Source organism: Stenotrophomonas sp. MYb57 (genome assembly GCF_002966815.1).
Taxonomy (GTDB): Bacteria; Pseudomonadota; Gammaproteobacteria; order Xanthomonadales; family Xanthomonadaceae; genus Stenotrophomonas; species Stenotrophomonas indicatrix.
In genome coordinates this window covers 3983361-3996249 of the sequence record NZ_CP023271.1, presented here as the reverse complement: position 1 = coordinate 3996249, position 12889 = coordinate 3983361, and the positions used below count along the sequence as shown (strand labels likewise).

The window sequence follows — 12889 nt, the reverse complement described above, 5'->3', positions numbered from 1 at the left end:
ACCGGGTCCGGCGGCCGGTTGCGTCTGCGGGGATGGGGACGCAACCGGCAACCTCTGCCTGAATGGGGCAGGTCAATCACAACGTCTTCACATTTCGCGCTGAACGCGTGCAAATCGTTGTGATTCATGGTGTTAGGGGTTTTAATTCATCCATGACCTGCTAACCTGCGGTGATGATTCGACGTTCTCTGGCCTGCATGCTCACCCTCGGCCTGGTCGCCTGCGCGACCCAGCCGACGTCCCCACCGACTTCGCCACAGGCCAGCAGTACGCCGCGCCACCCGGCGGCCAAGCCCCACGGCCCGGCCGAGGCCGCGCCGGAAGCGACCGCGGCCACGGCAGCACCGGTCGATCTCACCCCGGTGCCGTTCGAAACCGCGCGCGCCAGATTCATTGCCGACACCGCCAAGCGCTACGGACTCAAGCCCGACGAGATCCGCAACGTGCTCGACCAGGCGCAGGTGCGCCAGCCGATCATTGCTGCCATGTCGCGGCCGGCCGAACGGGTCAAGCCGTGGAACGAATACCGGCCGATGTTCATCAGCAAGGCACGCATCGATGGCGGCAAGGCGTTTCTTGCCCAGCATCGCGCCGAACTGGACCGTGTGCAGCAGCGCACCGGCGTACCGGCGGAAGTGATCGTGGCGATCATCGGCGTGGAAACCAGCTACGGCAAGAATGCCGGCAGCCATCGCGTGCTGGATGCGCTGTACACCCTGGCCTTCTATTACCCGCGCAGTGGCGACCCGGCCAAGCTGGAGCGAGAAGTGCGCCGCGAGCTGTTCTTCCGCGATGAACTGGCCAAGCTGTTCGAGCTGGGCCGTGAGGAAAAGCTGGACATCACCACGCTCAAGGGCAGCTATGCCGGTGCGATGGGCATGGGCCAGTTCATGCCCTCCAGCTACCTGGATTACGCCGTGGACGGCAATGGCGATGGTCGTCGTGACCTGTTCACCAGCTACGACGACGTGTTCTCGTCCATCGCCAACTACTTCGTGAAGAAGGGCGGCTGGGTGCGCGGCGGCCAGGTTGCCGTGCCGGCCACGCTCGCCGCCGGCCGCGAGGAGTTCAACCCGACCGAGTGGATGCCCACCTGGTCGCTGGCCGACCTGGCCCAGCGCGGCTACCAGCCCAGCGCGCCGGTGCAGCCCGGTGCCACTGCTACCCCGATCACCCTTGAAGGCAGCACCGGCAAGCAGTACTGGCTGGGCTTCCAGAACTACTACGCAATCACCCGCTACAACCTCTCGAAGATGTACGCGATGGCCGTGTTCCAGTTGTCGCAGGCCATTGCCGGACAGGAGCTGCCCCCGGCATGAACATCAGATGGCTGGTCCCTGGATTGATCGTCCTCGCGCTGGCCGCCTGCAGCAGCGCGCCGAAAAAGCCGGCGTCCGCCGGACACGGTGGCAAGCCGTCCGGCACGGTGGTGCAGGGCAAGGGTGGGCGTCCGGCGCATTGTCCGGAGGGCTCGCCGTACGCGGCGGCCACCGAGGACCTGTCCACCCGTGGCAACTACACCGCCGGTGGCCTGTACAAGCCCGGCGTGAAAGACACCACGCCCAGTTACGTGCCCAACGTGGCCTGTATTCCCGAGCCGGTGGTGACCAATGAGGATCGCTCGGCGATCGGCAACAAGTCGCCCTACGTGGTGCTGGGCAAGCAGTACAAGGTGCTCGACGACACCCGCAACTACGTTGAACGCGGCACCGCTTCGTACTACGGCGCCAAGTTCCATGGCCGCCTGACCTCCAACCGCGAGGTCTACGACATGTACCAGTTCACCGCTGCGCACAAGACCCTGCCGCTGCCCAGCTTCGCCCGCGTGACCAACCTGGACAACGGCGAATCGGTGATCGTGCGCGTCAATGATCGTGGCCCGTTCCACGATGGCCGCGTGGTCGATCTCAGTTACGCCGCCGCTGTGCGCCTGGGCATCACCCAGCGCGGTACCGGCAACGTGGAAGTGCGCGCAGTGCAGCCGGGTGAAACCAACCTGATGGCGCAGAAGCCGTCGCGCCGCGAACGCCGTGCTGCTGAAGCGGCTACCGCTGCCGTTGCCAGCGCACGCCCCGCACCCACCGCACGTGCGGTTGCCGACAGCGACATCGATCGACTGGTCAAGCGCCTGCCGGCCGACGCCGCGCCCGAGCGCGGCCAGCCGGCTACCACCCAGGCCGCTGTCAGCACGATGCCGGAAGTGGCGGTCAGCAGCCTGCCGCCCAGCGCACCCGCGTCGCGTCCGGCAGCGCCGGTCGTGACCACCGCCATGCCGCGCAGCCCGGCCCCGGCCAGCAGCCCCAGCCTGTCGCAGAAGGTGGTGGGCGCGGTGATGCTGCAGGTCGCCAGCTTCTCCAACCGCGACAACGCCAACCGGGCGATGGGCCAGCTCAACGCTGCCGGCATCGTCGGTGCCACCATCAGCGACATCGCTGCGGGCGGCCGTACCCTGTGGCGCCTGCGGGTTCCCGCCAGCGACCATGCCAGCGCGGCGGAACTTGCCGGGCGCATCTCGGGTCTGGGCTTTGGCTCGCCACAGATCGTCAAGGACTGATTCCGCCCGGGCCGGTGCTGCCGGCCCTTGCCACCTCGGCCTTACAATGGCCACCTCGCCCCATCCTTCATTTTCCGGCCGTCCCCTGGAGCCTGCTGTCCCATGAATTTCCGTTCCGCCGCCACTGCCCTGGCCGCCACCCTGGTGGTGGGCCTGGCCTCCGCCCAGACGCCGCTGCCGACCCCGGCCACCCCGGCGCCTGCCGCCGCTGCTGCCCCCGCCACCGTGGCCACGCCGCCGGCGCCTGCACCCAGCGTTTCCAAGGCCTGGGTGCTGATGGACTACGCCACCGGCCAGGTGCTGGCAGGCGAGAACATCAACGAACAGCTGGCCCCGGCCAGCATCACCAAGGTGATGACGTCGTACGTGATCGCCGCCGAGGTCAAGAACGGCAAGGTCCGTCCCGATGACCAGGTGATGATGAGCGAACGCGCCTGGCGCGAAGGTGGTGCCGGCACCGACGGCAGCTACAGCGGCTTCCCGGTCAACCAGACCGCGCGCCTGGAAGACATGGAAAAGGGCATGGCGATCCAGTCCGGCAATGACGCCGCGATCGCCCTGGCCGAGCACGTGGCCGGCAGCGAAGAAGCCTTCGCTTCGCTGATGAACAGCTACGCCGCCAAGATCGGCATGAAGAACTCGCACTTCGTGAACGCCCACGGCCTGACCGCCCCGGGCCATCACAGCAGCGCCTACGACCTGGCTCTGCTGGGCCGCGCGATGGTGCGCGACTACCCGGAAACCTACGCGTACAACAAGATCAAGGAATTCCAGGTCGGCACCATCAAGCAGCCCAACCGCAATCTGCTGTTGTGGCGCGATGGCAGCGTGGACGGCATCAAGACCGGCCACACCTCCGAGGCCGGCTACTGCCTGATGAGCTCGGCCCAGCGCGGTGACCAGCGCCTGGTCGCGGTGGTGCTGGGCGGCGCGTCGGAAAAGCAGCGCGCCGATGACAGCCTGGCCCTGTTGAACTGGGGCTTCCGCTTCTTCGAGACCCACCGCCTGTACGAGCCGGGCAAGGCCGTGGCCGAGCACAAGGTATGGAAGGGCACCACCGACAAGGTGCAGCTGGGCGTGGCGCAGCCGATGCTGGTCAGTGTGCCGCGCGGTCGCTACAACGACCTGAAGCCGAGCATCGACGTGCCCAAGACCCTGGAAGCGCCGTTCACCGCTGGCCAGCAGATCGGCACCGTCAAGGTCACCCTGGATGGCAAGCTGGTGGCCGAAGCGCCGCTGGTGGCTGTGGCCGCCGTCGAGCAGGCCGGCTTCTTCAAGCGCCTGTGGGACAGCTTCTGGATGTGGTGGGAATCGGAATGATCCGCAGCCTGCTGCGGTGAATGAAAAAGGCCGGCGAATGCCGGCCTTTTTCGTGGGATCCCGCCGGGCATGGCCCGGCGCTACCGATGATCGGGTAGCGCCGGGCCATGCCCGGCGGACGCAGTCCCGGATTACAGCGAGCGATTCAATCCGGTGTGCCGACCAACGGTCGGCACCTACCCGCTTCACCATCAGTCCCTCGCTTACAGCGAGCGGCTGATGGTGAAGCTGCCGAACACCGGGGCTTCGCGCTGGCCATTGAACTCGCGGGTGCTGTGGTAGCGGGCTACCGCGAATTTCCAGCGGCCGCGCATCACTGCCACGCCGTAACCGCCGTAGGCGACCACGTGGCGCTTGTCCACGCTGTGGCTGTTGCGGAACGTGTTGCCGTCCAGGGTGATATCGCGGATCACCCACCCCGCATCGGTGGTGGCGAACATGTGCCACGACCAGCCACTGGGCTTGCCACCCCGGGTCGGCGCGGTGTTCTCGCCGGCCGGGCGCAGCGGGGTGCTGCCGAAATCGTCGGGCAGCTTCCAGCCGAAACGCACTTCGCCGCCGACGTTGGCCTTGGTTTCCAGGTTGCCGATCGAGCCGCCGTAATGGCTGATCGCATCCCAGCCCCAGCCGTCGGCATTGATGCTGGCGTCGCCCGGCCAGCGGCGCATGCGCTCGTGGGTCAGCATGAACACCGGTTCGTTGTGCAGCTGGTTGTCCCAGCCCTGGAATTTCTCATCACCCAGCACGTCGTGCACCGCGTTCTGCACCTGCCGGCCCTGCGCCCACGGGCCCACCACGCCCAGGGTCAGCTGGGTGGTCTGCAGGTGGTCGCCGCTGCGTGCGTTGTAGCCGAAGCTGGCCACCAGCACGCCCGCATACGGGCGGTCGTCTTCGATCAGGTCCTTCCGGGTGAAATCGGTGGGGGTGAAGATGCCCTGGGCCAGGCTGAAGATCATGTTCTGCTGTTCGAACCTGCCCGGGTGCAGTGCCTCCAGGTGGCTGTTCACCCAGCGCGCCAGGCGCGGCAGGCACGGGTCGTCGGTGTAATCGACCAGGTTGGGCGAGACCAGGGTCAGCTGGGCGCCGTTGGTATAGCCCTGATCCTGGTGGCGGCCGCCGAACAGGTCGTTGTCGACGCGGAAATTGACCTGCGGCGGATGCTCGCGCATCGCGTCCGGGCCGCATTGCTCGGCTGCGTAGGCAGAAAGGGGGAGGGCGGTGGCCAGCAGGCCGGACAATCCAAAGGATGCGAGGTAGCGCATGGATGGGATGATCATCGGGAAGGGGGCTTTTGTCTGTCGTTTTATGCAACGACACGGTACTCCCGGCGCTGTGATGGAACGAGCGCGCTGGGATCACTTGTCTGTTCCGAAAACAACATTGTCTGATCGATACAATCGGTTACCGCAGGTGAAGCCGCAGCGATGGCGCAGGGGCCCTGGGAGGTGGGTCCCTGCCTGAATGGATGTTCAGCTGCAACGCAGCGGCCCGCCCGCAGTGCCGCCGGCTTACATGAATACTCTTGGGTTTGTTGCCCTGCGGCCCGATAATGGGCGCATGGAAATCAAGTCCGACAACCCCGAACACGGCTTCCAGTTCCCCGGTCAGTTCGAGCTCAGCGCGATGGGCCCGGCCAACCGCGGCCTGGAGCATGAACTCCCCCGCCTGCTGCTGGCTGCTGGCGTCGACGTGGTGAACGAGCGCATCAGCTGGAAGCATTCGTCCAACGGCAAGTACGTCTCGGTGCGCCTGGTCTTCCGGGCCGAGAACCGTGAACAGTACGACGTGGCCCACCAGGCCCTGCGCGACCACCCGGAAGTGAAGTGGACGGTGTAGCCGTCAGCTGCCCTGCCGAAGCGGCGGCCCCCGAGGCGCGCCCGCCGCGTCCGGCGGTGGTGCGTGACCTGGGGCGCCAGGCCTATGAGCCGGTCTGGCACGCCATGCAGCGTTTCACCGACCAGCGCGACGATGACACGCTGGACGAGCTGTGGGTGGTCGAGCACGATCCGGTGTTCACCCTGGGCCAGGCCGGCAAGGTCGAACACGTGCTGGCGCCGGGTGAGATCCCGGTGGTCCACGTCGATCGCGGTGGCCAGGTGACCTACCACGGCCCCGGCCAGATCGTGATCTATCCGCTGCTGCGGCTGCCGCGGCTGGGCATCGGCGTGCGCGACTACGTATGCCGCATCGAGCAGGCCATCATCGATACCCTGGCGGAATGGAACATCGGTGCCGAACGGCTCGATGGCGCCCCGGGCGTCTACGTCGGCGGCGCCAAGATCGCCGCGCTCGGCATCCGCGTGCGGCGCGGCTGCACCTTCCACGGCCTGGCCTTCAACGTGGCCATGGACCTCGACCCTTTCCACCGCATCAACCCCTGTGGTTACGAGGGGTTGCAGGTGACCACGGTGCTAGACTTGGGCGGTCCGTCCGGGATGGACGCCGTCAAGCCGGTGCTGCTGGACCACCTGGCCCGCCAGTTCGGCCTGCTGCTGCAGCCCGTGCCTGAACTGCCTGATCTCTCTGCGGCCGCCTGACCGCCCCCGGAAACGCCATGACTGAAACCACTGCCCGCACCATTCCCCTGCAGATCGTGCAGGCCGAGCTTCCGTCCACCGCGCCGTTGCAGGCCGGGGTCAAGCAGATGGGTGGGGACAAGATCAACCGTTCACCGGTGCAGTTCGCCGACGTGCCGGTGCTGCGCAAGCCCTCCTGGATCCGTGTGCGCATTCCTTCGGGCAATGCCGTGCAGAACCTGAAAGCCAAGCTGCGCGAGAACCGCCTGGTGACCGTGTGCGAGGAAGCCAGCTGCCCGAACATCCACGAATGCTTCGGCCACGGCACCGCCACTTTCATGATCCTGGGCGAGGTCTGCACCCGCCGCTGCTCGTTCTGCGACGTGGCACACGGCCGGCCGAAGCCGCCCGATGCCAACGAGCCGGCCAGCCTGGGCCAGACCGTGGCCGACATGGGCCTGAAGTACGTGGTGGTGACCAGCGTCGACCGCGATGACCTGCGCGACGGCGGTGCCCAGCACTTCGTCGACTGCATCACCGCCATCCGCCAGAAGTCGCCGGGCACCCGCATCGAAGTGCTGACCCCGGATTTCCGCGGCAAGGGCCGCATGGAGCGCGCGCTGGAGATCCTCGCGCAGAACCCGCCGGACGTGTTCAACCACAACATCGAAACCGTGCCGGACCTGTACCGCAACGTGCGCCCGGGTGCCGATTACCAGTGGTCGTTGAACCTGCTGAAGAACTTCAAGGCGCAGCACCCTGACGTACCGACCAAGTCGGGCATCATGCTGGGCCTGGGCGAAGACTTCGAACAGATCAAGGCCACCATGCGCGACCTGCGTGCGCACAATGTGGACATGATCACCATCGGCCAGTACCTGCAGCCGACCGCGCACCACCACCCGGTGCTGAAGTACTGGACCCCGGACGACTACAAGGCGCTGGAAGTCTACGGTTACGAGCTGGGCTTCAGCCACGTGGCCTCCGGCCCGATGGTGCGCTCGTCGTACCACGCCGACGTACAGGCCAAGGGCGCCGGCGTTTCCTGAGGCTCCGCCGGTGGGTGCGGACCGATGGTCCGCACACCTCATCCCCGCCGGGCATGGCCCGGCGCTACCGATGGGTGCCACCACCACCGATGGGTGTCACCATCACCATGGTGGGTGCGGACCGTTGGTCCGCACGCCTTTGCCTGCATTCACAATTTGCTACACCGGCCCCGCTAGGCTGGTTTTCCACTGGAAGTGGACGGGTGACAAACCCGGCAACTTTCGGCACTGTCGTGGTGTCTGAACACCCTGCAGTCTCCCCCTTGGCAAGGCGCCTTCGAGCACGTCAATGAAATTCAAAGCCCCCGCATTCCTGATGGCCCTGGCGCTGGTAGCGCCGTTGGCGCTGGCGGCCAAGGCCGACTCGCCGGCGTTGCCGGCGGCGGCTACCGCCGATCAGGTGACCACCTCCAAGCTGGTCTACGGCCTGTTGTCCGACAGCCGCTACGCCTATCGCCCGCGTGCGCTCGATGAAGCCACCTCCAAGGATGTGTTCAAGCGCTACCTGGAGACACTGGACGGCGGCAAGCAGTACTTCACCCAGGCCGACATCACCCGCTTCGCACCGTTCCAGGCCGGCATTGCCAATGCCATCCGCGGCGGCGAGCTGGAGCCGGCCTTCCAGGTGTTTGCGGTCTACAAGCAGCGCGTCGGCGAGCGCGTGGCCTATGCGCGCAAGCTGCTGAAGCAGGAACCGGATTTCACCACCGACGAGCGCTTCGAGTACGACCGCAAGGACGTGCCGTGGGCAGCGTCCAACGCCGAGCTCGACGAGCTGTGGCGCAAGTCGGTGAAGAATGACTGGCTGCGCCTGAAGCTGGCCGGCAAGAAGTCCGATGACATCCGCAAGACGCTGGACAAGCGTTACGCCACCCTGGAAAAGTCGGTCAACGAGCTGAAGGGCGAAGACACCTTCCAGTTCTTCATGAACGCCTACACCAGCGCGGTTGATCCGCACACCGATTACTTCACCCCGCGCACCGCCGAGAACTTCAATCAGGCGATGTCGCTGTCGCTGGAAGGCATCGGCGCGCAGCTGCAGCGCCAGGACGACGTGGTGGTGATCCGCGAGATCATCGCCGGTGGTCCGGCGGCCGTGGACGGCACGCTGAAGCCGGGTGACCGCATCGTCGGCGTCGGCCAGGGCAAGTCCGGGCTGGTGGAAGATGTGATCGGCTGGCGCATCGATGATGTCGTGGCCAAGATCCGTGGCGCCAAGGACACCCAGGTGAAGCTGGAGTTCATTCCGGCCGAAGCGGGCGTCGACGGCAAGCACCACACCCTGGTGCTGACCCGGCAGAAGGTGCGCCTGGCCGAACAGGCCGCCAAGGGCGAGACCATGACCATTCCGGCCGTCAATGGCGAGCCGGCACGCAAGGTCGGCGTGATCAAGCTGCCGACCTTCTACCAGGACTTCGAAGGCCGTCGTCGCAACGCCACCGATTACGCGTCGGCCACCCGCGACGTGGCCAAGCTGCTGGCCGGTTTCAAGACCGACAAGCTGGACGGCGTGGTGCTGGACCTGCGCAACAACGGTGGCGGTTCGCTGGATGAGGCCATCGAGCTGACCGGTCTGTTCATCGAGCAGGGTCCGGTGGTGCAGGTGCGCGAATCCGGTGGCCGGGTCACCGTCAACAGCGACCGCAACCAGGGCGTGGCATGGGACGGTCCGCTGGCCGTGCTGATCAACCGTGGTTCGGCCTCGGCGTCGGAGATCTTTGCTGGTGCCATCCAGGACTACGGCCGCGGCCTGGTCATCGGTGAAACCAGCTTCGGCAAGGGCACGGTGCAGAACATCGTCGACCTGGACCGTTGGCCGAGTGGCGAAGCCCAGCGCTTTGGCCAGGTGAAGCTGACCATCGCCCAGTTCTTCCGCATCAGCGGCAGCAGCACCCAGCACAAGGGTGTGGTGCCGGACCTGGCGTTCCCGGCCAGCGTCGATGCCACCGAGTTCGGCGAGAGCACCTACGACAATGCCCTGCCGTGGACCCGTATCGCCGCGGTGCCGCACACCCAGTACGGCAACTTCGCGCCGTTGCTGCCGAAGCTGGAAACGCGCCATGACGCGCGCATTGCCACCGACAAGGAATTCCAGTGGTGGAACGAGGACGTGGAGCAGTTCCGTACTGAAGCGGCGAAGAAGTACGTCTCGCTGAATGAAGCGACCCGACGTGCCGAGCGCGAGCGCCAGGACACCCAGCGCAAGCAGCGCCAGATCGTGCGCAAGGAACTGGGCCTGGCCCTGGACCCGCTGGCCGATGACAGCAGCGATGACGGCCTGACCGGCAACGAGCGCGACATCGTCAAGGACGCCGCCCGCGAGAAGGCCGCCGAGAAGCGTCCGGATCCGTTGCTGCGTGAATCGGCCTCGATCCTGGCCGACGCGGTGAACCTGCTGGAGGCCGACCGTCCGCTGTCGGCGCAGGTCCTGCCGCAGTCCACCGCCGCAGGCCGCTGGGCCGACTGATTGACTGAAAAAGGGGACGGAGGGATCAAGTCGTTAGTGGCACAAACGACTTGATCCTTCCGTCCCCTTTTTGCATGAACCGGGTACAACGGTGGCGGACGGGCCCGGTGTTTTCGACCCGGCGCACACGTGCAGGGGGCTACCCTCGGGGATAACGTCTTCGCAGGAGTACCCATGCGGGCCTCCCTTCTTTCTGCTTCCCTGCTGGCTGCCACCAGTGCCTTGGCATTGACCGCCTGTGGCGGTCGTGCCGCCGACAGCAGCCTGTTGCGGGAGTCCTTCGACTCCGGCGACACCTTCTCGCGCACCGTCGATGGCCGTCCGGCCGAAGCCTGCGAAGCAGCACGGCGCACGCTGCTGAGCCAGGGCTATGCCATCGCACGCTCGGACGATGCGCAGGTGGAAGGCAACAAGAACTTCCAGCCGCGCGAGGACGACCATGAACAGCTGGTGCTGCGTATCTCGTGCGCGCCGCGTGGCAGCCAGGCGTTGGTGTTCGTCAGCGCCGTGCAGGACCGCTATGCACTGAAGAAGAGCCCGACCTCGGCCAGTGTGGGCGTGGGCGCGCTGGGCTCGGTGTCGCTGCCGTTCGGCAGCAATGACGACTCACTGGTGAAAGTGGCCAGCAGCACGATCACCGATGCCGAGTTCTATCGGCGCTTCTTCCAGCGCCTGCAGCAGTACCTGCCAGCGGCAGCGAAGCCAGAGCCGCAACCGCAACCGCAACCGCAACCGGCCGCGTCGCCGCAGCCTCCTGCCGGGCCTGAGCCCGAACCAGCGCCGGCAGCAACGGACCAGGGCTGAGCGTGCGCGGCAGGGTGATGGCGTGGGCCCTGCTGCTGGGCTGGCCCCTGAGCACGCTGGCCGCTACGGCCGAGTGCAGCCAAGGCCTGCTGCAGCGGCTGGGATGGCGCTTTGAAACCGCAGCGATCAGCGCACCACAGGTACAGGGTGGGCCGGTGTGTACGCGTGCCTCGCTGGCCGAGGCGCAGGCGGCGGGTGATCTACGCGTGCGCTGGCCGGGAACGCTGGCTGCGGCCGACCGGCAGGCCCTGTTGCAGCAGTTGCTGGATGACCCGGCCACGGTCTGTGCCTACGCCTTTGAACTGGGCGCTGCCGTGCAACGCGCTACGCAGGCACTGCAGGACAATGAATCCTTCCGCTTCACCGGTGTGCAGCTGGGCTGGATAGGCTTTGGCGCACGCGGCGCCCCGGCACAGGGTTGGCAGCGGGTGCGCAGCTTCGGCCGCGGCTATGTACCTGCCGCCAGCAACAGCCGCGCATTGGATGCGTTCTATACGGGCCACGTTCGCGCCGAGTGCGGCGTCGGCCGCCAGGTCGCGCAGCTGGCTACGCAGCGCGAGCTGTACGGCGATGCGGCCTTCGATGCGGAATTCGCGCCCGCCGAACTGTCCATCGGCACGTTCCTTGGCCTGCACGACACCGACAGCATCCTGCTGGGCGCGCAGGCCGGCCAGTTCATGGCCGACGGCAAGGCCGTGCGCACGTCGGCGATGGGGCGGCAGGCCTTTGTCGGGCTGCCGGGCTTCATCGAACACGTCTTCGACAAAGGCACCTTGGACGATCTGAGCAACCAGGCGGAGAACTTCGTCGTGGTGGAGGTGGGCGCAGGCGCCGCGCAGGCACTGGCGGAGCACGGTGGCCTGGCCTGGTATGACCAGCGCAACCGTGCCCTGTGGCAGCTGGCGCAGGGCATTCCGCGTGTCGGCCAACGCTATTTCGAGCGGTTGCTGTACGAACGCGATCCAGCGCTGCGTGCGCAGCTGGCCCCGCGCTATCGTGACGTCGTGCAGCAGATGGACCAGTTGCTGGACGATCCGTTCTACCAGCAGTTCGTGATCTACGCGCACCCACGCGGTATACGTCCTGTCGGCTACCACATCATCCGCCTGCTCGACCGGAATCCGCGCACGCCGTTTTCCATCGACCTGGCGTTGCACAATCTGCATACCACGCTCTACCGGCGTTGGCGCGAGGCGCAGTTGCGCCACTGCGCAGCCACCGGCAGGCCAGGCAGCCTGACCCTAGACCCCAACTGAAGGTGAAACAATGGATATTGCAATGATCGGCCTCGGCCGGATGGGCGCCAACATGGCCCAGCGCCTGCACCGCGGTGGCCACCGCGTTGTCGGCTACGACCCGGGCGAGGGCGCCCGCCAGCGCGCCGCCGAGGCCGGCCTGGAGGTGGTTGATTCGCTGGCCGCCGCAGTGGCCGCGCTGCCGGTGCCGCGCGTGGTGTGGCTGATGGTGCCCGCCGGCGAGACCGTGGACCAGACGCTGGGCCAGTTGACCCCGCACCTGGCCGAAGGTGACATCGTCATCGACGGTGGCAACTCCAACTACCAGGACTCGATCCGTCGCGCCAAGGCGCTGGCCGAAGATGACCTGGGCTACGTGGACTGTGGCACCAGCGGCGGCGTGTGGGGCCTGCAGGAAGGCTACAGCCTGATGGTGGGTGGCGATGCAGCGGTGGTCGAACAGATCGCACCGCTGCTGCGCACGCTGGCACCGGCCGAGGACCGCGGCTGGGCGCGCGTCGGCCCTTCCGGCGCAGGCCACTTCACCAAGATGGTCCACAACGGCATCGAGTACGGAATGATGCAGGCCTACGCCGAAGGCTTCGCGTTGATGGAGCGCAAGCAGGAGATGGAACTGGACCTGGCCCAGGTGGCCGAGGTCTGGCGCCACGGCAGCGTGGTGCGTTCGTGGCTGTTGGACCTCAGCACCGAAGCACTCAAGCGCAATCCCGCGCTGGATGGCATCGCACCGTACGTGGAAGATTCCGGTGAAGGCCGCTGGACCGTCGCCGAAGCGATCGCGCTGGACGTACCGGCCCCGGTGATCACCCTGTCGCTGCTCGAACGCCTGCGTTCGCGCGAATCCAATTCGTTCACCGACCGCCTGCTGTCGGCGATGCGCAACGAATTCGGCGGCCACGCCATCAAGAAGTCGTAAGCACCGT

At 66.6% G+C, this 12889-nt stretch carries 11 protein-coding genes; 10 read left to right on the top strand and 1 reads right to left on the bottom strand.

The genetic code is table 11. The features are described from left to right. Positions 1-173 precede the first annotated feature (173 nt). From mltB to CLM74_RS18200, 3 genes are all read left to right on the top strand, one after another. The gene (mltB, locus tag CLM74_RS18210; RefSeq protein WP_033832243.1) at positions 174-1319 is read left to right on the top strand and encodes a lytic murein transglycosylase B; all 1146 of its coding nucleotides are present in this window, start codon (positions 174-176) and stop codon (positions 1317-1319) included. Next, entirely contained in the window at positions 1316-2554 is a 1239-nt protein-coding gene (locus CLM74_RS18205) for a septal ring lytic transglycosylase RlpA family protein (RefSeq protein WP_105164662.1), read from the top strand. Before mltB ends, CLM74_RS18205 begins: the two co-directional genes overlap by 4 nt. A gap of 102 nt (positions 2555-2656) precedes the next feature. Then, on the top strand, positions 2657-3874 hold the full coding sequence (locus CLM74_RS18200) for a D-alanyl-D-alanine carboxypeptidase family protein (protein ID WP_032975369.1): 1218 nt from the start codon (positions 2657-2659) through the stop codon (positions 3872-3874). Positions 3875-4077: 203 nt separating this feature from the next. Here CLM74_RS18200 and CLM74_RS18195 read toward each other — a convergent pair whose 3' ends face one another. After that, a complete protein-coding gene (locus CLM74_RS18195) occupies positions 4078-5151 on the bottom strand; it encodes a lipid A deacylase LpxR family protein (RefSeq protein WP_105164661.1) in 1074 nt (357 codons plus the stop codon). 280 nt (positions 5152-5431) lie between these two features. On the opposite strand from CLM74_RS18195, the gene CLM74_RS18190 reads away from it, so the two are divergent. The 7 genes from CLM74_RS18190 (at position 5432) to gnd (ending at position 12882) form a co-directional block, all read left to right on the top strand. Continuing rightward, entirely contained in the window at positions 5432-5710 is a 279-nt protein-coding gene (locus CLM74_RS18190) for a YbeD family protein (RefSeq protein ID WP_032975372.1), read from the top strand. Between the two features lie 56 nt (positions 5711-5766). Next, entirely contained in the window at positions 5767-6411 is a 645-nt protein-coding gene (lipB, locus tag CLM74_RS18185) for a lipoyl(octanoyl) transferase LipB (protein ID WP_223483263.1), read from the top strand. Positions 6412-6428: 17 nt separating this feature from the next. Next, entirely contained in the window at positions 6429-7439 is a 1011-nt protein-coding gene (lipA, locus tag CLM74_RS18180) for a lipoyl synthase (RefSeq protein WP_105164660.1), read from the top strand. A gap of 289 nt (positions 7440-7728) precedes the next feature. Beyond that, on the top strand, positions 7729-9906 hold the full coding sequence (locus CLM74_RS18175; protein ID WP_025878702.1) for a carboxy terminal-processing peptidase: 2178 nt from the start codon (positions 7729-7731) through the stop codon (positions 9904-9906). Positions 9907-10080: 174 nt separating this feature from the next. Further along, positions 10081-10710, top strand: coding sequence for a DUF2242 domain-containing protein (locus CLM74_RS18170; RefSeq protein ID WP_088100955.1), 630 nt, complete (start codon positions 10081-10083; stop codon positions 10708-10710). Positions 10711-10727: 17 nt separating this feature from the next. After that, positions 10728-11966, top strand: a complete 1239-nt coding sequence (locus CLM74_RS18165) for a hypothetical protein (protein ID WP_105164659.1) — start codon at positions 10728-10730, stop codon at positions 11964-11966. Between the two features lie 10 nt (positions 11967-11976). Continuing rightward, positions 11977-12882, top strand: a complete 906-nt coding sequence (gnd, locus tag CLM74_RS18160; RefSeq protein WP_099843691.1) for a phosphogluconate dehydrogenase (NAD(+)-dependent, decarboxylating) — start codon at positions 11977-11979, stop codon at positions 12880-12882. Positions 12883-12889 lie beyond the last annotated feature (7 nt).

Bases quoted from the DNA above. Each gene is read 5' to 3' on its own strand.
- CLM74_RS18195 (WP_105164661.1), bottom strand. From the start codon at position 5,151: ATGATCATCCCATCCATGCGCTACCTCGCATCCTTTGGATTGTCCGGC.
- CLM74_RS18175 (WP_025878702.1), top strand. From the start codon at position 7,729: ATGAAATTCAAAGCCCCCGCATTCCTGATGGCCCTGGCGCTGGTAGCG.
- CLM74_RS18170 (WP_088100955.1), top strand. From the start codon at position 10,081: ATGCGGGCCTCCCTTCTTTCTGCTTCCCTGCTGGCTGCCACCAGTGCC.
- CLM74_RS18205 (WP_105164662.1), top strand. From the start codon at position 1,316: ATGAACATCAGATGGCTGGTCCCTGGATTGATCGTCCTCGCGCTGGCC.
- gnd (WP_099843691.1), top strand. From the start codon at position 11,977: ATGGATATTGCAATGATCGGCCTCGGCCGGATGGGCGCCAACATGGCC.
- lipA (WP_105164660.1), top strand. From the start codon at position 6,429: ATGACTGAAACCACTGCCCGCACCATTCCCCTGCAGATCGTGCAGGCC.
- CLM74_RS18165 (WP_105164659.1), top strand. From the start codon at position 10,728: ATGGCGTGGGCCCTGCTGCTGGGCTGGCCCCTGAGCACGCTGGCCGCT.
- CLM74_RS18190 (WP_032975372.1), top strand. From the start codon at position 5,432: ATGGAAATCAAGTCCGACAACCCCGAACACGGCTTCCAGTTCCCCGGT.
- mltB (WP_033832243.1), top strand. From the start codon at position 174: ATGATTCGACGTTCTCTGGCCTGCATGCTCACCCTCGGCCTGGTCGCC.
- CLM74_RS18200 (WP_032975369.1), top strand. From the start codon at position 2,657: ATGAATTTCCGTTCCGCCGCCACTGCCCTGGCCGCCACCCTGGTGGTG.